This is a genomic window from Shinella sp. OV683 (assembly GCF_057787725.1).
On record NZ_CM173543.1, the window covers coordinates 526,124 to 546,028 of the forward strand.

Annotated in this window: 18 protein-coding genes; 4 read left to right on the top strand and 14 right to left on the bottom strand. The window is 61.0% G+C overall.

The annotated features are described in order from the left end of the window. Nucleotide 1 precedes the first annotated feature (1 nt). Together ACXHRN_RS02545 and ACXHRN_RS02550 are read left to right on the top strand one after the other, a co-directional pair. On the top strand, nt 2-883 hold the full coding sequence (locus tag ACXHRN_RS02545) for a carbohydrate ABC transporter permease (RefSeq protein WP_488639782.1): 882 nt from the start codon (nt 2-4) through the stop codon (nt 881-883). Next, nucleotides 880-1,701: a carbohydrate ABC transporter permease gene (locus tag ACXHRN_RS02550; RefSeq protein ID WP_488639783.1), complete on the top strand. Its 822-nt coding sequence runs from the start codon at nt 880-882 to the stop codon at nt 1,699-1,701. The genes ACXHRN_RS02545 and ACXHRN_RS02550 overlap by 4 nt, the downstream gene beginning before the upstream one ends. Before the next feature lie 190 nt (nt 1,702-1,891). Here ACXHRN_RS02550 and ACXHRN_RS02555 read toward each other — a convergent pair whose 3' ends face one another. The 3 genes from ACXHRN_RS02555 to ACXHRN_RS02565 all read right to left on the bottom strand — a co-directional run bounded on the left by ACXHRN_RS02555 (nt 1,892) and on the right by ACXHRN_RS02565 (nt 7,279). Continuing rightward, complete coding sequence (locus ACXHRN_RS02555) at nt 1,892-5,095, bottom strand: efflux RND transporter permease subunit (protein ID WP_488639784.1); 3,204 nt, start codon at nt 5,093-5,095, stop codon at nt 1,892-1,894. Nucleotides 5,096-5,231: 136 nt separating this feature from the next. Beyond that, nucleotides 5,232-6,422: an efflux RND transporter periplasmic adaptor subunit gene (locus ACXHRN_RS02560; RefSeq protein WP_488639785.1), complete on the bottom strand. Its 1,191-nt coding sequence runs from the start codon at nt 6,420-6,422 to the stop codon at nt 5,232-5,234. 59 nt (nt 6,423-6,481) lie between these two features. Beyond that, a complete protein-coding gene (locus tag ACXHRN_RS02565) occupies nt 6,482-7,279 on the bottom strand; it encodes an alpha/beta hydrolase fold domain-containing protein (RefSeq protein WP_488639786.1) in 798 nt (265 codons plus the stop codon). 166 nt (nt 7,280-7,445) lie between these two features. Here ACXHRN_RS02565 and ACXHRN_RS02570 point away from each other — a divergent pair, with 166 nt between their 5' ends. Further along, a complete protein-coding gene (locus ACXHRN_RS02570) occupies nt 7,446-8,357 on the top strand; it encodes a LysR family transcriptional regulator (RefSeq protein WP_488639787.1) in 912 nt (303 codons plus the stop codon). A 26-nt stretch (nt 8,358-8,383) separates the two neighbouring features. Here the strand turns inward: ACXHRN_RS02570 and ACXHRN_RS02575 are convergent, their stop codons facing one another. The 10 genes from ACXHRN_RS02575 to ACXHRN_RS02620 are packed head-to-tail and all read right to left on the bottom strand — an operon-like array spanning nt 8,384 to nt 17,400. After that, on the bottom strand, nt 8,384-9,469 hold the full coding sequence (locus ACXHRN_RS02575) for an ABC transporter ATP-binding protein (RefSeq protein ID WP_488639788.1): 1,086 nt from the start codon (nt 9,467-9,469) through the stop codon (nt 8,384-8,386). Then, nucleotides 9,466-10,266, bottom strand: a complete 801-nt coding sequence (locus tag ACXHRN_RS02580) for an ABC transporter permease (RefSeq protein WP_488639789.1) — start codon at nt 10,264-10,266, stop codon at nt 9,466-9,468. Before ACXHRN_RS02580 ends, ACXHRN_RS02575 begins: the two co-directional genes overlap by 4 nt. Before the next feature lie 4 nt (nt 10,267-10,270). Beyond that, nucleotides 10,271-11,161 carry an ABC transporter permease gene (locus ACXHRN_RS02585; protein ID WP_488639790.1) on the bottom strand — a complete coding sequence of 297 codons (891 nt, stop codon included), beginning with the start codon at nt 11,159-11,161 and terminating at the stop codon, nt 10,271-10,273. A gap of 39 nt (nt 11,162-11,200) precedes the next feature. Next, entirely contained in the window at nt 11,201-12,211 is a 1,011-nt protein-coding gene (locus tag ACXHRN_RS02590) for an ABC transporter substrate-binding protein (protein ID WP_488639791.1), read from the bottom strand. A 47-nt stretch (nt 12,212-12,258) separates the two neighbouring features. Continuing rightward, on the bottom strand, nt 12,259-12,576 hold the full coding sequence (locus tag ACXHRN_RS02595; protein ID WP_488641808.1) for an NIPSNAP family protein: 318 nt from the start codon (nt 12,574-12,576) through the stop codon (nt 12,259-12,261). A 5-nt stretch (nt 12,577-12,581) separates the two neighbouring features. Further along, nucleotides 12,582-14,045: an aldehyde dehydrogenase gene (locus tag ACXHRN_RS02600; RefSeq protein ID WP_488639792.1), complete on the bottom strand. Its 1,464-nt coding sequence runs from the start codon at nt 14,043-14,045 to the stop codon at nt 12,582-12,584. A 4-nt stretch (nt 14,046-14,049) separates the two neighbouring features. Beyond that, a complete protein-coding gene (locus ACXHRN_RS02605; protein ID WP_488639793.1) occupies nt 14,050-15,090 on the bottom strand; it encodes an LLM class flavin-dependent oxidoreductase in 1,041 nt (346 codons plus the stop codon). A gap of 3 nt (nt 15,091-15,093) precedes the next feature. Then, nucleotides 15,094-16,026, bottom strand: coding sequence for a flavin reductase (locus tag ACXHRN_RS02610; RefSeq protein ID WP_488639794.1), 933 nt, complete (start codon nt 16,024-16,026; stop codon nt 15,094-15,096). Beyond that, entirely contained in the window at nt 16,023-16,871 is an 849-nt protein-coding gene (locus tag ACXHRN_RS02615; RefSeq protein WP_488641809.1) for an alpha/beta fold hydrolase, read from the bottom strand. Before ACXHRN_RS02615 ends, ACXHRN_RS02610 begins: the two co-directional genes overlap by 4 nt. After that, nucleotides 16,798-17,400 carry an amino acid synthesis family protein gene (locus tag ACXHRN_RS02620; protein WP_488639795.1) on the bottom strand — a complete coding sequence of 201 codons (603 nt, stop codon included), beginning with the start codon at nt 17,398-17,400 and terminating at the stop codon, nt 16,798-16,800. The genes ACXHRN_RS02615 and ACXHRN_RS02620 overlap by 74 nt, the downstream gene beginning before the upstream one ends. A 99-nt stretch (nt 17,401-17,499) precedes the next feature. Here ACXHRN_RS02620 and ACXHRN_RS02625 point away from each other — a divergent pair, with 99 nt between their 5' ends. Beyond that, entirely contained in the window at nt 17,500-18,186 is a 687-nt protein-coding gene (locus tag ACXHRN_RS02625) for a GntR family transcriptional regulator (RefSeq protein ID WP_488639796.1), read from the top strand. A gap of 113 nt (nt 18,187-18,299) precedes the next feature. Here the strand turns inward: ACXHRN_RS02625 and ACXHRN_RS02630 are convergent, their stop codons facing one another. Further along, nucleotides 18,300-19,775, bottom strand: a complete 1,476-nt coding sequence (locus ACXHRN_RS02630; RefSeq protein ID WP_488639797.1) for an NAD-dependent succinate-semialdehyde dehydrogenase — start codon at nt 19,773-19,775, stop codon at nt 18,300-18,302. Nucleotides 19,776-19,905: the final 130 nt, after the last annotated feature.

Consider the following 19,905-nt stretch of genomic DNA (forward strand, 5'->3'; position numbering starts at 1 on the left):
CATGGGCTCGCTCCGGCCGATGGGCTCAGAACGATGGTGGGTTGTCCTTTTCCTGATGCCAACCCTGCTGGGATTGGCGCTCGGGACCTTCGGATCGATCTTCGCCACGATCGGGCTGAGCTTTACCGACTGGGATCTGCTGACGCCGCCCAAATGGGCCGGCGCCAGCAACTACGCGGCGCTTCCGGGTGATCGCATGTTCACCAGGGCGCTTTGGAATACGCTGGCCTTTTCGGCGCTCTATGTGCCGCTGACAGTCATCCTGTCGCTGCTGGTGGCGATGGGGCTGAACAGGAGGATTAGGGCCATCGGCTGGTTCCGGGTGATGTATTTCCTGCCCGCTGTCTGCTCGCCGACAGCCACCGGCCTGCTGTGGAACTGGATCTATGCGCCGGACAATGGGGTGCTGAATGCGGCGATTTCGGCCGTTGGCGTCACGCCGGTGAGCTGGCTGGGGCCGCGCATGGCGCTCTACTCCATCGTCATCGTCAATGTCTGGGGCGCGATCGGCGGTGGCATGATCATCTTCCTGGCCGGCCTTCAGGCCATTCCGCGGGAATTCTACGAAGTCACCCGGCTTGATGGCGCGACCGCCTGGCAAAGGCTGCGCTACGTGACCATTCCGGCGCTCGCGCCCAGCATCTTCTTCCAGAGTGTGCTGACGACGATCAATGCGTTCCAGGCCTTTGACTACATCTACGTCCTTACCCGCAGCGGCAGCGGCAATTCAACCATGCCGACGCTGGTGTTCTCGATCTATCGGAGCGGCTTCCGCTTCTTCCGGATGGGCGATGCGGCGGCGCAGGCTGTGGTGTTGACCGCGATGATTTTCATTCTCACCCTCGTCTATTTCCGGCTGCAAAAGAAATGGGGTGAGGCATGACCCGCTCAAGACGCGCAGACTGGGGTGCCTTCCTGGCATTGGCGATCGGCGCGATTGCCATGGTCGGGCCGTTCATCTGGCTGCTGTCGACCAGCCTCAAACCGATGGCCGAACAGTTCGAAATGACGCTGTTGCCGCGTGCGCCGACGCTTGGCAACTACGTCAAATTGTTCGAAATCATGCCCTTTCATCTGTTGATCTGGAACAGCCTGAAAATCTCCGTCATCTCGACGCTCGGCCAGTTGCTGACCTGTTCGATGGCGGCCTTCATTTTCGCGGTGGTGCGGTTTCCCGGCCGCAACTCGCTGTTCGTGCTGCTTATCCTGACGCTGATGGTGCCGGCGCAAGTCACCGTCATTCCGCAATTCATCATCTTCAAATATCTCGGTCTCTACGGCACGCAGGCGCCGCTCTACATTCCGTCGTTCCTGGGCGGGGCCTTCGGCACATTCCTGATGCGCCAGTATTTTCAGACCATCCCGCTGGAACTGGCCGAAGCGGCGCGGATCGATGGTGCCTCGCTGTCGCGGATTTTCTTCACGATCTACCTGCCGCTATCCAAGCCGGCGTTGGCGGCCTTTGCCATCATCGCCTTCATGTTCTCGTGGAATGACTTGTTCTCGGCGCTGATTTATCTGCCGTCGGATGTCGAAAAGACCACGCTGACGGTGGGCCTGGCGCTGTTCCAAACCCAGTATTCCGGCCATTGGACGCTGATGATGGCCGCTTCGGTGATCTCGATCGCCCCGATCGTGCTTGTATTCTTCCTGGCACAGAAACAGTTCATCTCGGGCATTGCCATGAGCGGGCTCAAATGAGTTGCAGCGAGCACATCTGGAGCGCATTGCCCGATGCGCTCCGTCGCCTTTGGCTCGGTGGATTTGGGCCGGACAGCTTGAGCGAGTTGATCCGAACAGTTGGCAGGCTCGCTCGCAGAGATGGACGTGCCGCCCTCCAAACTCCGGCGGAACGCCATCCAAGCGGCGACAATCGGGCTGGGTCAACCAGCTAGCGTGCCGCAACCACGCCGATCGCTTCTGCGTCCTTCCCTGTTTGCGCCGCCTCGCTGTGCTGTACCAGCGGGCGATTGCCCGTCAGCTTGCGAGCCAACACATAGAAGACCGGCGTCATGAAGATGCCGAAGAAGGTGACGCCGATCATGCCGGAGAACACGGCGACACCCATCGCCGCACGCATTTCCGCACCCGCACCAGTCGAGATGACCAGCGGAATGACGCCCATGATGAAGGCCATGGAGGTCATCAGGATCGGGCGCAGGCGCAGCCGGCTCGATTCAATCGCAGCCTGCACCGGCGTTCTGCCCTCGAATTCGAGCTCGCGGGCAAACTCCACGATCAGGATCGCGTTCTTCGCCGACAGCCCGACAAGGACGATCAGGCCGATCTGCGTGAAGATATTGTTGTCTCCACCGGTCAGCCATACGCCCGCCAGAGCCGCCAGAACACCCATCGGCACGATCATGATGATCGCCAGCGGCAGCGTCAGGCTTTCATACTGGGCAGCCAGCACGAGGTAGACCAGCAGCAGAGCCAGCGGGAACACCAGCATGCCCGAGCTTCCGGCAAGGATCTGCTGATAGGTCAGATCCGTCCATTCGTAGCCGATGCCCTTTGGTAGCACCTCGGCTGCGATCCTTTCGACGGCTGCCTGGGCTTGGCCGGAGGAGAAACCCGGCGCCGGACCGCCATTGATATCGGCGGCAAGGAAGCCGTTGTAGCGGTTGGTGCGCTCCGGACCGGTCGTGGCATCGACCTTCAGCAGGGCCGACAGCGGGATCATCTGGCCCGATGCCGAGCGAACTTTCAACTGGCCGATGTCATCCGCCGTGGCGCGGAACTTGGCGTCGGCTTGCACCCGGACGCTGTAGGTGCGACCGAAGGCATTGAAGTCGTTGACATAGAGCGAGCCCAGATAGATCTGCAACGTCTCGAACACATCGGTCACCGAGACGCCGAGTTGTTCGGCCTTGGCGCGATCGAGGTCGGCATAGAGCTGCGGCACGTTGATCTGATAGCTGGAGAACAGCCCTGCCAGTTCCGGCGTCTGATAGGCCTTGGCAAGGAATGCCTTGTTGGCCTCGTCAAGCGCCTGATAGCCGAGACCGGCGCGGTCTTCGAGCTGCAATTTGAAGCCGCCAGTGGTCCCGAGACCCTGGACGGGCGGCGGCGGGAACATGGCGATAAAGGCATCCTGGATGGCGCCGAACTTCTGGTTCAGCTTCATGGCGATCGCGCCACCGGAGAGATCCGGCGTCCGGCGCTCGTCGAAGTCCTTCAGCGTCACGAAGACGATGCCGGCATTCGACGAGTTGGTAAAACCGTTGATCGACAGGCCGGGGAATGCGATGGCATGCTCGACGCCTGGTTCAGCCAGCGCGATGTCGCTCATGCGCTTGATGACATCCTCGGTCCGGTCCAGCGTGGCCGCATCCGGCAGCTGCGCAAAACCGATCAGATATTGCTTGTCCTGCGCCGGCACGAAACCGCCCGGCACCGTGTTGAACACGCCGTAAGTGGCGCCGGCCAGCGCCAGGTAGATCACCATGACGATGCTCTTGCGCGACAGCAGCCCGCCGACGCTCTTTCCGTAGGCGTTGGAGCTGGCGCCGAAGGCGCGGTTGAAGCCACGGAAGAACCAGCCGAAGACGAAGTCCATGCCCCGCGTCAGCCAATCCTTCGGCGTATGATGGTCCTTCAGCAGCAGCGCTGCCAAAGCCGGGGACAGGGTAAGCGAGTTAATGGCGGAGATGACGGTCGAAATCGCGATCGTCAGCGCGAACTGTCGATAGAACTGGCCGGAGAGACCGGTGATAAAGGCCAGCGGCACGAAAACGGCAACCAGCACCAGTGCGATCGCAACGATCGGGCCGGACACTTCCTTCATGGCACGATAGGTCGCCTGCCGCGGAGACAGCCCGTTCTCGATATTGCGCTCGACATTTTCGACGACGACGATCGCGTCATCGACGACGATGCCGATCGCCAGCACCAGCCCGAACAGACTGAGCGCATTGATCGAGAAGCCAAACGCATACATCACCCCGAACGTGCCAATGATCGATACGGGCACGGCGATCAGCGGAATGATCGACGCCCGCCACGTCTGCAGGAACAGAATGACAACGAGCACGACGAGCGCGATGGCTTCCAGCAGCGTATCCACGACCTTTTCGATCGAGGACCGGACGAACTTGGTGGTGTCGTAGACGATCTCGTATTTCACGCCTTCGGGCATGGCCAGTTGCAGCTCGTTCATGGTCTTGACGACCTCGTCCGAGATGGTGATGGCGTTGGAGCCGGGTGCCTGGAAAACCGGAATTGCCACTGCGGCTTTGCCGTCGAGCAGCGACCGAAGCGAATAGTCGGCGGCACCGAGCTCGACGCGGGCAACGTCGCGCAGGCGGGTGATCTCGCCCTCGGCGCCGCTCTTGACGATGATGTTGCCGAATTCCTCCGGCGTCTGCAGGCGGCCCTGCGCATTGACGTTCAGCTGCACGTCAACGCCCGGCAGGCTCGGCGAGGCGCCGATGATGCCGGCTGCGGCCTGAACGTTCTGCTGGCGGATGGCATTGGTGATGTCGCTTGCGGCAAGGCCATGCTCGGCCGCCTTCTGCGGATCGATCCAGACGCGCATCGAATAATCGCCCGAGCCGAAGACCTGCACCTGGCCCACCCCCTGGATGCGCGCCAGCCGGTCCTTGATGTTGAGGACGCCGTAGTTGCGCAGATAGGTAATGTCGTAGCGGTTATCAGGCGAGGTCAAGTTGACGACCATCATCAGGTCTGGCGAACTCTTGACCGTGGTGACACCGATATTCTTCACCTCTTCCGGCAGGCGTGGTTCGGCCTGCGAGACCCGGTTCTGAACAAGCTGTTGCGCCTGGTCAGGGTCGGTGCCGAGCTTGAAGGTGACGGTCAGCGTCATCACTCCGTCGGACGTCGCCTGGCTGGACATGTAGAGCATGCCCTCGACGCCGTTGATCTGCTCTTCGAGCGGCGTCGCCACGGTCTCGGCAATCACCTTCGGATTGGCGCCGGGATAGGCGGCGCGCACGACGATCGATGGGGGCACGACGTCAGGGTACTCGGAAATCGGCAGCGATCGCATACCGATCAGGCCGGCGACCACGATGACGACCGATAGAACTCCGGCAAACACCGGGCGGTCGATAAAGAATCTGGAAATATTCATTTCAAGGCCCTCTTCGGCATGAAATTGGGATGCAAAGACCCTCTCCGGCGGTTGGGATGCCGCCGGTGGGTCAGGTCATGTCTCGGTTATCAAGGCCTCCTCCCCCTGGAGGAAGGGAGGAGGCCTATGCAGCTGCTTACTGCGCGGCTGCGACTTTCTCTTCCAGTTGCGGTGCGACGACCGCACCGGGACGGATGCGCTGCAGGCCGTTGACGACGATCTTGTCGCCGACCTTCAGGCCGCCTTCGACCACGCGCTGTCCTTCAGCGGTCGTCCCAAGCTGGACCGGCCGGTAGACGACCTTGTTCTCGGCGTCGACCACGAAGACGAACTTCTTGTCCTGATCGGTGCCGATCGCACGCTCGCTGACGAGGATCTTGTCCTCTGCCTTCGGCTGGCCCATGCGGACCTTGACGAATTGGCCGGGGATCAGCCTGCCGCCCGGATTATCGAACACGGCGCGGACGCCGATCGTGCCGCTGGCCGCATCGACCTGGTTGTCGATCAACTGCAGCTTGCCCTTGATCGGTGTGCCGCTATCGGCAATCGTACCGATCTCGACCGGAATTTGATCGAGGGCCGGTGTCGCGCTAGTGGAAGCCGGAAGCTGCGCGAGTGCCGTGGTCACCATCTCCTCGCTCGCGCTGAAGCTGGCATAAATCGGGTCGACCGACACGAGCGTCGTCAGTGCCGGCGAGGTCGAGCCGGCAGCAACGAGGTTACCGACCGTGATTTCCACCTTGCCCACCCGCCCGGCGACAGGCGCGCGGACCTGGGTATAACCGAGATCGAGCTTGACCGTCTGCAGGGCAGCCTCTGCGGTGCGCAGGCCGGCCTCAGCCTCGGTGAAGGCATTCTGCCGCTGATCCATGTCGCTTTGGGAGATCGCGTTGCTTTGGGAAAGCTTCAGGCCTCGGTCCAGCTCCAGCTGGGCAAGACTGACCTTGGCTTTGGCGGAAGCGAGCTGACCCTCTGCTTGGGCGACGGCCGCCTGATAGGGTTGCGGGTCGATGGTGAACAACAGGTCGCCCGCCTTCACCAGCGCACCTTCGCGGAAACTGACGGCCTGGATGGCTCCGGCGACGCGCGACCGTATCTGCACCCTGTCGACCGCTTCGAGGCGCCCGGAAAATTCTTCCCAGGTCGTGATGTTTCGGCTGGTGACCATGGCCACCGTCACCGGTATTGCGGGTGCCGCTGCCGGTGCCGCGGATGCCGCAGCGACCGCTTTTGTCGGCAGGTCCACGAACATCGCCACAGCACCAAAAGACGCAGCCAATCCCAGGCCGGCGCCCAGCAGGGCCCAGCGTTTGCTTTTCGATGTCATTGTTCTATCTCCTTGCGGTCCCAAGCGGACGCGCATGATCAATCTTGTTTCAATGCAAATTACTGAATGCCGATTTCACCGACGAAGCTTGCGAACTGGGAGCGAACGCTGTCTTGCCACGTCGGAGCATGCTCGGATTTCCCGCCATAAATCGAAGGCCAACCTGTCCCAGCGGGAAGGACATGTTGACGAACCTTGTTGCCTGCCTGTTGCAGGCGATCTGCATAGCCGAGCGCTTCATCGCGCAATGGATCGTCAGTTGCTGTCAGTAGCAGCGTCGGGGCCAAACCGGCGACACGCGAACAGAGGCACGGCGCGGCATAAGGGTGGCAAACGCCGGCGCTCAGATAGCGGCTCCAGCCGTCGGCCCAGCGCTCACGCATGCCGATTGCATCTGCCTCGCGCATCGAGGCCGCGCCCATGAATGGGTCCACCAGCGGCGAAAGCAGGACTTGCCCATCAAGCTCCTTGGCAAAGTGATCCCGCGCCTTCAGAGCCACGGCTGCGGCAACATTGCCACCAGCCTCCTCGCCGCCAACCAGCAACAGCGACTTGCGATCGCCAAGACCTGCGCGCTTGTTGGCAAGGTATGAGAAAATCGAAAACCCGACTTCCAGCGGTTTCGGGAACGCATTGCCAAGCGGCGCGATATAGTCAGGCACCACGACGATCGCACCGATGCTCGCCAGACACTCGGCCACTGGGCAATCGCGCAGACCCTCGTCCAAAAACGCGCCACCACCGAAGAACAGCACAATCGGCGGACCCTTGCCAAAATCGGCGCCCTGATAGACGCGTGCGGATACGGGGCCGATGGCCACCTTATCCAGCATCATGTCTTTCACTTCTACCGACATCGTCTTCGCGTCCATATATCTCGATTAGCACATCTCATGCCGAGAATGCTTGCAATCTCTGAGAAAAACATATTGTTGTTCACATGGCGGAACAAGATAGCCAAATACGATCACACTATTCGAAATTTCGAACAATACCGCACTGCGGCAATCAGGGTGATTTTCGATGGACCAGCTTTCGGCCATGCGCGCCTTCATACGCGTCGTTGAAACGGGCAACTTCACACGCGCCGCCGACGCGCTTCGCATGCCCAAGGCGACCGTGACCAATCTCATCCAGGGCCTCGAGGCACATCTCCACACCCAGCTCCTCAACCGTACGACCCGGCGGGTGGTGGTGACCACCGACGGCGCCCTTTACTACGAGCGAGCAGCCCGCATCGTGTCCGAAGTCGAGGAACTCGACGGTAGCCTCTCCAACTCGCAGAGCAATCCGAGCGGACGGCTGAGGGTCGAGATGGCGGGCGCATTCGCGGACTGGATCGTCATCCCGGCGCTCTGCGATTTCTACACGAAATTCCCCGATATCCGCATAGACCTTGGGGTCGGCGACCGTACCGTCGACTACCTGGCCGAAAACGTCGACTGCGCGCTCCGCGGCGGACCACCCGGCGACCAATCGCTGATCGCGCGACGCGTTTCCGAAGTTGGCCTGATCACCTGCGTTTCGCCAACCTATGTCGAGAAATTCGGTGTGCCAGCATCTCCTGAGGAACTCGAGACAAACCATTATTGCGTGAACTATTTCCGCGCCCAAACCAACAGGACATTGCCGTTCGAATTTAGTAGGGATGGCCAGGCAATCGAGACTTCCGGCCGCTATATCGTCTCGGTCAACGACGCCCGGAGCTACGTGGCCGCGGCACGTGCAGGCCTCGGCATCGCCCAACTCCCCCGCTTCATGGTTCCCGATGAACTGGCCAGCGGCCAACTGGTGCAGGTGTTATCGAAGTGGAATGTCGAACCGATACCCTTGTACATCGTCTATCCATCAAACCGGCACTTGAGCAACAAGGTTAGAGTTTTCGTCGATTGGCTGGTCAAACTTCTGGCGGGATGGCGTTTGAACGAGACGTGAGGTGTTTTGTTGCAAGCTAGCGCACGTCAGCGGCAGAAGGCATGTGCCGTTTCTGCCTTCCAGCGCAACAGGACATCGTCTCCCTTCGCCAATCCCTGAAGCTCGGGATTGCCGAAGGGAACCCGCACGGCAAGGGCAGTCTGTCCCGCTCCCTCGACCAGCACATGCGTGTTGTTGCCAAGGAAAGTGATGTCCTTGACCTTGCCCGACAGTGCCGGCCGATCGTTCTGCGATGAGCGGGCAAGGTCGATGCGTTCCGGCCGCAGCATCAGCGATACATGTGCTCCAGTGCCCGCTTTTCCGTGAATGGGAATACCGCTGAACAATTCACCATTCGCAAGCTTCAACTCGGCGAGCTTGCCATCGACGGAAATGATCTCGCCATCGAGAAAATTGCTGTCGCCGATGAACTCCGCCACGAAGCGGGTCGCCGGATTTGCGTAGAGCTCGGGGCCTGTGCCGATCTGGTCGATGACCCCCTTGCTGAACACGGCGATCCGGTCGGAAAGCCGCAGCGCCTCCTCCTGGTCGTGGGTGACATAGAGGATCGTCACCGATGTCTCCTGGTGGATGCGGCGGATTTCGTACTGGATTTCCTCGCGCAGCTTCTTGTCGAGCGCCGAGAGCGGCTCGTCCATCAGCAGGACAGGGGGATTGTAGACCAGTGCCCGGGCCAATGCCACACGCTGCTGCTGACCGCCGGACATATGCGTTGGCATCCGGTCTTCATAGCCTTCAAGCCGAACGAGCCGCAACGCCTCGCGGACTTTTGCCGTGATTTCCGCCTTTGGTTCACGACGGACGCGAAGAGGGAAGGCGACGTTCTCGCCGACCGAGAGGTGTGGAAACAGCGTGTAGCGCTGGAACACCATGCCGATGTTGCGCTTGTGCGAAGGTGTGGAAAGCAGGCTCTTGCCTTCGAGCAGAATGTCGCCCGCGGTCGGATCTTGAAAACCGGCGAGAATGTAGAGTGTCGTTGACTTGCCCGAGCCAGATGGACCGAGAAAGGTCAGGAACTCGCCTTGCCGAACATCGAGGGTCACGTCGCTGACGGCGGTCACGGGGCCATATTGCTTGCGGATACCCTGGATCTGCAGGAATGGTTTGTTCATTGCTTGAATCCTTTGCGCACCAGTGCGACCAGCAGCATCAACACGATGGTGAAAAGAACGAGAAGGGTGGAGGCCGCAGCCACGACGGGCGTCAGGTCCTGCCTGAGTGTCGCCCATATCTTGACGGGCAGGGTCTGCAGCGTCGGGCTGGCCATGAAAATCGCCAGCACGACTTCGTCCCAGGAGACGAGGAAGGAGAAGATCGCGGCGGCGAACAATCCGTGCTTGATCGCCGGGAGCGTCACGCGCAGGCGCGCCTCCCACGGACTTGCGCCACACAGCACGGCGGCGTCCTCGATCGACTTGTCGAAGCCTTCAAGCGCATTGCCGATCGAAATAATCGAGAAGGGCAAGGCGATGACGAGATGGGCGATGACGAAGCCGGTAAGCGTGCCGTTCAGGCCGATCTTGAGGAAGAAGGCGTAGAGGCCGACGGCGAGCACGACCACCGGCAGGATCATCGGCGTCAGGAACAGCGCGCGCAGCGTCTCCTTGCCGCGAAACGTGCCGCGCGTCAGCGCCAGCGAGGCAAACAGGCCGATGACGACGGAAAGGACCGTGACGATGGCGGCCACCTTGGCGCTCGTCAGAGCTGATTCCAGCCAGCGTGGATCGGCGAACAATTCCTGGTACCAGCGCAGCGTCCAGCTTGGCGGCGGAAAGATCAGCCACTGTGACGAGCCGAAGGAAAGGGCAGCGATGAAGACGATGGGCATCAGCAGGAAGATCGCCACCAGCGTGGTCACGCCAACCAAGATCCATTTCCACGCACCGAGACGATTGAAGTCAAGCAGCATGGCACTATCCCAGCTTTCTCGCGCCGAACAGCCTCAGCTGCAACGCGTAGAGTGAAAGGGTGATGACCAGCAGGAGGAACGCTGCGGCGCCACCCATACCCCAGTTGACGAGCGACTGGACAAACTGCGCGATCATCTCGGCGAGCATCATGTTGGACGTGCCGCCGAGCAGCGCCGGCGTGACGAAGTAGCCGAGCGACATGACAAACACCATCAGCCCGCCGGATGCCATGCCGGGCAGCGCCAGCGGGATCAGCACGCGCCAGAGTGCCTGCCAACGAGTGGCGCCGCAGAGGGCAGCGGCTTGCAATATGGCAGGATCGATAGCGCGGATCACGCCGGTCAGCGGAAGTATGATGAAGGGCAGCATGATGTAGGTCATGCCGACCGTGACGCCGAAAAGGTTGTTGACCATGACAAGCGGCTGGTCGATCAGGCCCAGTCCCATCAGAGTCTTGTTGATGACGCCGGTCCGCTGGAGAAGCACCATCCATGCATAGGTGCGGGCCAGGAGGTTAGTCCACATCGACAGCAGGATGATGGCAAAGACGATCTTCGACCAGAAGGCCGGCATGATCGCCAATGTCCAGGCGACCGGAAAGCCGATGACCACGGAGAGCAGGGTGACGACGCCTGCGACCAGGAATGTGTTGAGGAAAATCTTCAGGTAGGTCGACGATCCCAGCAGCGCCGCATAATTCTGCAAGCCGGGCTGCGGCTCCATGACACTTCTCATCAGAAGCGAGACGACCGGCACGACGAAGAACAGCGCAATAAGCAGCAGCGCCGGCAGTGCGTTGGCAAAGCCGTTGGGGCGCCGTGTGGCGTATGGAGATGCGATTGCCGTGTCGGTCAAGGTCGTTAACTCGTGGTGTAGTCGAGAGATATGGAGCATCCCGGCGGGGTTTGGCCGGCCGGGATGTTTGTGCAAATGTTACTTTGCCTGCCAGGCATACCAGCGCTCGCCGATGGCGTCGCGATTGGCGGCCCAGTAGGTCATGTCGGCGTTGACCTGGCTGGCAGACTGCTTGTCCGGCAGGGCGTTGCGGGCCTTCTCATCGAGGATGGTATCGGATTCCAGATTGATCGGCGCATAGCCGGTCGCCATGGCGAAGCTCGCCTGCTCGACGGCACCAGTGGCCTGGGCGATGAACTTCATCGCCGCTTCCTTGTTCTTCGTACCCTTGGGGACGACGAGTGCATCGGCGGCTGTGATGTTCTGATCCCACGAGGTTTCGACATTGACGCCGGTATCGGTCAGTGCGGTCAGGCGGCCGTTCCAGAATGAACCGAAGGGTGTTTCGGCAGAAGCCAGCAACTGCTGCGACTGGGCGCCACCTGTCCACCAGATGATGTCTGATTTGATCGTGTCGAGCTTCTTGAAGGCACGGTCGAGATCGAGCGGATAGAGCTTGTCGGCAGGCACGCCGTCAGCCAGCAAGGCCGCCTCTATGACGCCCGGCGCCGACCACTTGTAGAAGGCGCGCTTACCCGGAAATTTTGCAGTGTCGAACAGGTCGGCCCAGGTCTTCGGGCATGCCGCCGCGGCATCCTTGTTGCAGCCGATGACGAAGGAATAGTAGAAGCTGCCGACGGAGTAGTCGGTGACGAAGCGCGGATCGAGCTTGTCCTTGTCTATGACGGAGAAATCGAGCTTTTCGAGCAACCCGGCCTGGCCCGCCTGCACAGCATAATCGCCTTCGACGTCGACCACATCCCACGTGGTTGAGCCTGCATCCACCATGGCTTTGATCTTGCCGTAGTCGGTGGGGCCGTCCTGGAGCACGTTGATGCCCGTGGCCTTGGTGAAAGCCTCGGCCCAGGAAGCCTTCTGGGCATCCTGTGTCGTTCCGCCCCAGCTCGAAAAGACCAGGTCGGCAGCGCTTGCCGAACCGCTCATGCCAATGGTCACCGATGCGACCGCCGTCAGAATGAATTTACGCATGTTCCCGTTCTCCTTGTTTTTGTTTGGCATCATTTCAAAGGCAGAGATCACCCATGGGTCGGGGAGAAGGCTGCCGGTTTCATGATCTTGTTTTCAGCGACCTCGATGAGATCGCGAATCTTCGGCAGGAAGGCCTGCCAACGCGCATCCGCCATCAGTCGGGCGCGGCGTTCGGCGCGGTCATCCAGGCTCTTGAAGGCCCAGATGTGGACGATTTCGTTGATCGGACCAATTTCGGACGAGAAATATCCAACCAGCGTCCCGAGATGCCTTTTCTGGATCTCTATGCCTTCGTCCTCGACGACGCGCAGATATTCAGGGATCGCGCCATTCTTGAGCCTGTAGGTGCGGATCTCGTAGAACATCGCCATCACCGCATCACGAAAGGGTCGGGGATCGGGTCGTCCGATGTCCTGAGCCACACCGTCTTGGTCTTGGTGTAGTCGAGTGCTGCGGCGAGCCCGCCTTCGCGACCTTGCCCGGACTGACCATAGCCACCGAACGGCGCGATCGGCGAGACGGCGCGGTAGGTGTTGACCCAGACCACGCCGGCATGGATGCGCTTGATCATGCGGTGGGCGCGGGTCAGGTTCTGGGTGAACAGCCCGGACGCCAGTCCGAAGGGCGTGTCATTGGCGAGTTCGAGCGCCTGTTCCTCGGTCTCGAAGGTCAGTACCGAGAGCACCGGACCAAACAGTTCGGTCTCCACTGAAGGCGAGGTGACACCGGTGCAGTCGAGGATGGTCGGCGGGTAATAGAAGCCGGCGCGATCGAGCGCCTTGCCGCCGGTTATCAGTTTCGCGCCTGCACTGACGGAGTCCGCGACGACCGTTTCGATCAGCTTGCGCTGGCGGTCGGTACACAGCGGCCCGACCTCGGTCGCGCGATCCAGCGGCGAGCCGATGGCCACGGCTTCCGCCTTCGCCTTGAGGATAGCGAGGAAGCGATCCTTGACCGACGCTTCGACGATCAGGCGGGAGCCGGCAACGCAGCTTTGGCCGGTGGCTGCGAAAATGCCGGCGACCTGGGCATTGGCGGCACTTTCGAGGTCGGCGTCGGCAAAGACGATGAAGGGTGACTTACCCCCGAGTTCGAGCGACGTGCTGGCGAGATTTTCAGCCGAGTTGCGCACGACCTGCCGTGCCGTCGCCGGGCCGCCTGTGAAGGCGACATGGGCGATCTTCGAATGTTTGGTCAGCGTCGCGCCGCAGGTGGCCCCGAAGCCGGTGATGATATTGACGACACCGGCCGGAAAGCCTGCCTCGTGGATCAGGCGTGCAAACTCGAGCAGCGGAGCAGGGCCGTCTTCCGATGCCTTGACCACCAGCGTGCAACCAGCCGCCAGCGCCGGGCCGATCTTGACGGCTGCGAGAAACAGTTGGCTGTTCCATGGTACGATCGCGGCGACAACGCCGATCGGCTCGCGGCGCAGCCAGACGTCCATGTCGGGCTTGTCGATCGAAAGGTGCGCACCTTCGATCTTGTCGGCGAGGCCGGCATAATAGCGGTAGTAGTCGGCGACATAGGCGATCTGAGCGGAGGTTTCGCGGATGATCTTGCCTGTATCCCGGGTTTCGATCTCGGCGAGTTTCTGGGCGTTTTCGGCCACCAGATCCGCCAGTTTGTAGAGCAGTTTGCCGCGTGCGGTTGCCGTCATTGCAGGCCACGGACCCTTGTGGAGCGCGCGATAGGCTGCCTCGACCGCGCGGTTCACATCGGCTTCGCGGGCCTCCGGCATTTCCGCCCATGGCGCGCCCGTTGCAGGATCCACGCTCCGGAAACGGGCCTCGCCATCCTCGAATGCGCTGTCGATATAGTGCTGGAATTGCCTCATGTGATCAGCTCCCGAATGCCGGCATGACGTCAGCGATGAAGCGTTCGAGCGACGCTTTCTTGCGCTCGAAGCTCATGCCGGTGTCGATCCAGAAGGAATATTCGTCGTAGCCGAGCGCCTCGTACTTCCGGACGCGCTCAATCACCTCGTCTGGCGTGCCGACGATGTTGTTCTTTCGCATGGCGTCAGGCGCATACATGGCATTGGCAGCCATTTCCTCTTCGGTGAGGCGCTCGATCAGCCCTTGCGTGATCGGTTTCTCGTTCTTGAACCAGGCGCCGAAGTAATTGTAGTAGACGCTGATCTCGCGGGCCGCCTGTTCGATATCGGCTTCCGTAGTGCCGACATAGGTGTGGCGCAAAACCATGATCTTCGGGCGCGGCGTCTCCGGATACTTGGCGCAGGCATCGTTGAAGCGGCCCATCAGGCTTTCGACTTCCTCGTCGCCGAACCAGAGCGGGGTCACCTGTACGTTGCAGCCATTGGCGACAGCGAATTCATGGCTGTTGGGGTCGCGTGCCGCCACCCAGATCGGCGGATGCGGCTGCTGTAGCGGCTTGGGGGCCGACGTGGTCGAGGGGAAATTCCAGTATTCGCCCTCATGGGCATAGTCGCCAGCCCAGAGACCCTTGATCGCCGGGATCATCTCGCGCATCCGCTGGCCGGCATGCCACGCGTCGAGGCCGGGCGACAGGCGCTGGTATTCGAAGTTATAGGCGCCGCGCGCAATCCCGATGTCGAGCCGTCCATCGGTGATGATATCCGTCATCGCGGCTTCGCCCGCCAGCTTGATAGGGTTCCAGAAGGGCGCAACGATCGTGCCGGTGCCGAGGCGAGCCTGCTTGATGCGGCCGGCAAGGTCGGCGAGATTGATGAATGGATTGGGGGCGATGGTGAAATCCATGCCGTGATGCTCGCCCGTCCAGATGGCATGCATGCCTCCACGATCGGCGATCTTGCAGAGTTCGAGGAACTCGTGATAGAGGCTCGCGTGTGTCTGCTCCGCGGTCAGCCGCTCCATATGGACAAACAGCGAGAACTTCATGGGTCAGGCCTTTCTGGCAAGAGGATGGACCTTGCCGGTATGTTCGTTGCCAACGTAGACGCCGAAGTTACCGAGCACACTCTCGGTCGCATAGCGCTTCAGCACGTCAAGGATGGCAGGCTTTGCAATTTCTTCCATCGGCAAGGCATCGAGTGCGAAGAGCTGCCCGCCGACAACATCGCCTTGCCCCAGCGTCGAGCGATAGACGATGTGCTGCGTGCCATTGCCGCGATCCTCGTAGACCGAGTAGATAAAGCCCACCGATGCGGGCAATCCGGCGACTTCGGAGAGATAGGACTGAAGAACATCGGGACCCTCTCCAGCCAGCAAAGGGCAGGAGGGTAGCGTCAGTTTGCCTGATGCGTCACGGACCAACAGCACCTTGCCATCCTGCTCGGCGACTGCGCTGACCACAAGCGGCAGATCGGATGCCGCTGCCGACAACGCCCTTTGTGCAAGGGCGGGGGTGAAATAGCCGCCGCGTGCATAACCCAGGCCGTTGGCCTTGTTGTTTTCGAAAGCTTCGATCTTACCGATCAGGATCACATGGTCGCCACCGTCGACAACACTGTGGGTGGAGCAATCGAACCAGGCCGCCACATCTGCAAATACCGGCGAGCCGTGCGGTCCGTTCCTCCAGGTCAGATTGGCGAAGCGATCTTCGGAGGGCCGGGCGAAGGTGTTGGAAATGTCCTTCTGATGTTCCGCCAGGATGTTGATGGCAAAGCCACCGGCCTTGGTGAAATTCTCGAAATTGCGCGATGTGCGAGCAAGACAGACCAGCAGCAATGGCGGATCGAGCGAGACGCTGGCAAAGGAGTTGGCGGTGAAGCCGACCGGGCCGTTTTCGATGCTGTTGGTCGTAACCACGGTCACGCCGGTCAGGAAAGCACCGAATGCATCTCGCAAGTTTCTCGGATCGATCATCGCGTTCATGATGGCACCACCTCCCTGGCAAGCCATTGTGAAAGGACTTCGTTGACCGCGTTGGGGGCGGTCAGGTTGACCATGTGACGGTGGCCGGCAATGACCTTGGCCACGCCATGTTGCGCCGCCTTTGCCATCGCGACGGTCATCTCAGCCGTAGAATTCGGGTCGTCCTCTCCCGTGAGGAAAAGGGCAGGGCAAGAAATCCGCGGCCACGCGTCGGCATAGGTGGCGTCACCGCCGGCAAACGCGGAATAGGCAGTCGCATAGCCCTGCGGATCCACTTGGCTGAGCCAGGAATCCGTCAATCTATAGGCTTCGCCGTCAGCCTCGTCTTCGGAGAACCAGCGCTTGAGCGGTCCCGTCGGGTCCATTTCGCCCTTCTCGATCTGGGCCGCCCGCTGCATCACCGCATCACGGGCGGCAGGGTCACGCTTGTAGACAGCGTTGAGGAGAGCTGCCCGACGGATGGTGTTGCTAAATGTTGCCGCAGCACCACCTGCGATCAGGGCGCCCATCGAATGCCCGGCCACATTGGCATGCTCGATCTCGAGTTCATCCAGGAAAGCACCGAACCAGGCGACAAAATCAGCGAGCGTGGAGGAGGATGGGATCCGTTCGCTGGCGCCGTGGCCGGGCATGTCGACCGCGATCACGCGGTGTGTTTCTTGCAGTGCCGCAATCTGCGGCGCCCAGGCTTCCAGCCGCATGCCGACGCCGTGGATCAGCACGAGCGGTTCGCCAGAGCCGGTCTCGATGTAGGCGCTGCCTCGACGGGTCTTAGACCGCTGCGGGATTGTCGACATTGTGGCCGAGTTCCTTGAGGTCCTGGTAGCGATTGCCGATGCGATGATGTGGGCGGCCGCCGACCGAGGCGCCGAGCGCGATAACGATCTCGTCGGCGGCGGGCGCATCGGAAATTGCCGTCTGGATGGTGAGATAATGCGAGCGACGGCCCTCGTCGTTCTTGTCCATCAGCGGGATCATGACGGGCGCATTGGCTGGGCCACGGGTGTTGCAGAATGCCAGATAGGACTTGGCGCCAACGGCCTCGCGGTAGTGATTTCCGAAGCGCAGCGTGTGGATCAGTGCCGAGGCGTGCTCGATTTCGCCGGACAGGCCAACCACCGCGGCCTTGCCGTAGGCCTCCACAGCTTCGCCCGAGCCGACCGCATCCAGGATCATTGATGTCAACAGCTTGCCGAGGACCGGGGCAGCGGCGTGGATCTCCGGCTTCAGGTCTTCGACAAAGCCGCGGCCCGCCCAGGGATTGGTGACGACGGCCATCGCGGCATAGAGCGTCAGTGGCGTGGGAGCTTCTTTGCCGCCCTCGATAAAGGTCTTTTCCACTGTCAGCAGCGTCTTGCGAATGGCGATCGACATCAGGCACGTCCTTGTCCAATTAAGTGATGGTATCATGGTATACCAACATATCGCGTGTCAAGCTCTTGTTAATTTCTTTTTCTGAGCTTATGAAGGCGCATGAACAGAGCAGTCCAAGATATCGAATCTCTCAAGATCGTCAGCCCGCCCGTGACCCTGCGTGAAATGGCGCTGGAGCGCATCCGCGATGCGATTATCTCTGGCTTGTTTTCTCCGGGGCAGAGGCTTGTGGAGCGCACGCTCTGCGATCAGCTTGGCGTCAGCCGTTCCGTTATCCGCGAGGTCATCCGCCATCTCCAGGCCGAAGGATTGGTGGATATATCCAAGCAAGGACCCGTCGTTGCCAGCATGGACTGGGACGGCGCGCGGCAGATCTACGATATTCGTGCCGGGCTTGAATCTTCAGCGGTTGCCGATTGTGCCCGCATGGCGACTGAGGCGACGAAGAGCCAGTTGCGGGCCGTGCTCGATGAACTCGACCAGAACTCGTTGAAAAACGAGCCGCCGACTGTCCTCGATGTGACGACGCGCTTCTACGAGATCATCTTTGCCGCTGCAGGCCATGATATCGCTTGGGAAATCGTCTCACGCCTTAACAGCCGTATCTCACGTCTGCGCGTCATGACGCTGAGCACCACCAACCGCAGCGTTTCCGGGCCGGCGCAACTGCGCGAGATTTTCTCGGCAATTGAGCGCAACGACCCCGAGGCCGCCGCAGCAGCCTGCCGCGAGCACGTTGCCCAGGCTGCGCGGTTGGCTGAGGCCTTGCTGCGGGCAGCCGATTAGTCCCGCTACTGTCCAGTGGGCTAAGCGCGCCGAGACGGGGAAGCTTGTGCGCAATTGGCTGGCCGACCCTGACAGCCCCTTGCCGCCAAGAGATCATAATTCAGATGGTCTGATCATATCCCGCCCATGCAGAGATATTTCATCTCCAGGTAATCTTCGAGGCCGTGACGAGAGCCTTCCCGACCGATGCCGGATTGCTTGATGCCACCGAATGGCGCGGCTTCCGATGACATGCGACCTGTATTGATACCGACCATGCCATATTCCAGCGCTTCGGCGACACGCCAGACACGCTTCAGGTTCGAGGCGTAGAAATAGGCGGCCAGCCCATAGATCGTGTCGTTGGCCTCGCGCACGACTTGCTCCGCGTCGTCAAACCGGATGATCGGTGCGATCGGGCCGAACGTCTCTTCCTGAGCTGCGCGCATATCGTGAGAGATTCCGGTCAAAACGGTCGGTTCGAAGAACGTGCCGGTCTCGCCGATGCGGCGTCCTCCACAACGAATCTCGGCGCCTTTCGCTTTGGCGTCGGCAACGTGGGCCTCGACCTTGAGGATTGCATGGCTATCGATCATCGGGCCGATCGTGGCGCCGGGCTCGAATCCGTCTCCTACTTTCAATTCGGCGACGCGCGCGACGAATTTTTCAGCAAATGCGTCATGGACGGCCGACTGCACATAAATGCGGTTGGCCGATACGCAGGTCTGGCCGGCATTGCGGAATTTCGCCTGGATCGCACCATCGACTGCCTCATCGATATCGGCGTCGTCGAAGACAATAAACGGCGCATTGCCGCCGAGCTCGAGGCTGACCTTCTTGATCTGGTCGGAGCATTGCCGCATCAGCAGCCGACCCACTTCCGTCGAGCCGGTGAAGCTGATCTTGCGGACCTTTGCATTGCTGCAGAGCTCTCGGCCGACTGCGCTGCCCTCGGACGCGTAGATGAGGTTGAGTGTGCCCGCAGGGAAACCTGCCATCGCGGCGAGCGCAAACAGGGCGCCTGCCACAAGTGGAGTCTGCTCAGCCGGCTTGAGAATGATCGTGCATCCGGCGGCAAGTGCCGGCGAGATCTTGCGTGCCACCATCGATGCCGGGAAATTCCACGGCGTGATCGTGCCGACGACACCGACCGGCTGCTTGATGACGAGCATGCGCCGGTCGTTGGAAGGTGCAGAAATCGTCTCGCCGTAAATGCGGTTGGCTTCTTCCGCATACCACTGCACATAGGCTGCCGCATGGGCGACCTCGGACTTCGCCTCGGCCAGCGGCTTGCCCATTTCCGCCGTCAGGATTGCTGAGAGATCGGCGGTGTGAGCGACGATCAGCTGATGCCAGCGGCGCATGATCTCGCTCTTGTCCTTAGCGGGAAGTGCCGCCCATTCGACTTGTGCAATTGCGGCGCGATCGATCGCCCGGCTTGTCTCGGCAACGCCCATATCGGGCAGCGTCGCGAGCAACTCGCCGGTCGAGGGATTGAAGATGTCGAATGTGGGTCCCTGCCAGTTGTCGCCGATATCGGCGACCTCCTCCAGCTTTGCGAAGAGTTCGGGATGCGTCAGGTGCCGGTTCATGGCTGGCGAGAGGGGCAAGGCGGTCTCCCTTGTAAGTGTCAGCCAAGCGCAGCATTGCTGCCTGTTCCGGCTGTCGAACGCAACCGGTTTTGCTCAGGCAGGTGCTCGGTCAATAGCGTTCGGGCTGCAGCCCGTCAATCGGACATGC

Excerpts from the sequence above, each read along its gene's own strand:
- ACXHRN_RS02545 (WP_488639782.1), top strand. The coding sequence starts at position 2 with ATGGGCTCGCTCCGGCCGATGGGCTCAGAACGATGGTGGGTTGTCCTT.
- ACXHRN_RS02590 (WP_488639791.1), bottom strand. The coding sequence starts at position 12,211 with ATGCGTAAATTCATTCTGACGGCGGTCGCATCGGTGACCATTGGCATG.
- ACXHRN_RS02595 (WP_488641808.1), bottom strand. The coding sequence starts at position 12,576 with ATGTTCTACGAGATCCGCACCTACAGGCTCAAGAATGGCGCGATCCCT.
- ACXHRN_RS02610 (WP_488639794.1), bottom strand. The coding sequence starts at position 16,026 with ATGAACGCGATGATCGATCCGAGAAACTTGCGAGATGCATTCGGTGCT.
- ACXHRN_RS02555 (WP_488639784.1), bottom strand. The coding sequence starts at position 5,095 with ATGAATATTTCCAGATTCTTTATCGACCGCCCGGTGTTTGCCGGAGTT.
- ACXHRN_RS02605 (WP_488639793.1), bottom strand. The coding sequence starts at position 15,090 with ATGAAGTTCTCGCTGTTTGTCCATATGGAGCGGCTGACCGCGGAGCAG.
- ACXHRN_RS02550 (WP_488639783.1), top strand. The coding sequence starts at position 880 with ATGACCCGCTCAAGACGCGCAGACTGGGGTGCCTTCCTGGCATTGGCG.
- ACXHRN_RS02570 (WP_488639787.1), top strand. The coding sequence starts at position 7,446 with ATGGACCAGCTTTCGGCCATGCGCGCCTTCATACGCGTCGTTGAAACG.
- ACXHRN_RS02600 (WP_488639792.1), bottom strand. The coding sequence starts at position 14,045 with ATGAGGCAATTCCAGCACTATATCGACAGCGCATTCGAGGATGGCGAG.
- ACXHRN_RS02625 (WP_488639796.1), top strand. The coding sequence starts at position 17,500 with ATGAACAGAGCAGTCCAAGATATCGAATCTCTCAAGATCGTCAGCCCG.
- ACXHRN_RS02585 (WP_488639790.1), bottom strand. The coding sequence starts at position 11,161 with ATGCTCCATATCTCTCGACTACACCACGAGTTAACGACCTTGACCGAC.
- ACXHRN_RS02565 (WP_488639786.1), bottom strand. The coding sequence starts at position 7,279 with ATGTCGGTAGAAGTGAAAGACATGATGCTGGATAAGGTGGCCATCGGC.
- ACXHRN_RS02575 (WP_488639788.1), bottom strand. The coding sequence starts at position 9,469 with ATGAACAAACCATTCCTGCAGATCCAGGGTATCCGCAAGCAATATGGC.
- ACXHRN_RS02580 (WP_488639789.1), bottom strand. The coding sequence starts at position 10,266 with ATGCTGCTTGACTTCAATCGTCTCGGTGCGTGGAAATGGATCTTGGTT.
- ACXHRN_RS02560 (WP_488639785.1), bottom strand. The coding sequence starts at position 6,422 with ATGACATCGAAAAGCAAACGCTGGGCCCTGCTGGGCGCCGGCCTGGGA.
- ACXHRN_RS02620 (WP_488639795.1), bottom strand. The coding sequence starts at position 17,400 with ATGTCGATCGCCATTCGCAAGACGCTGCTGACAGTGGAAAAGACCTTT.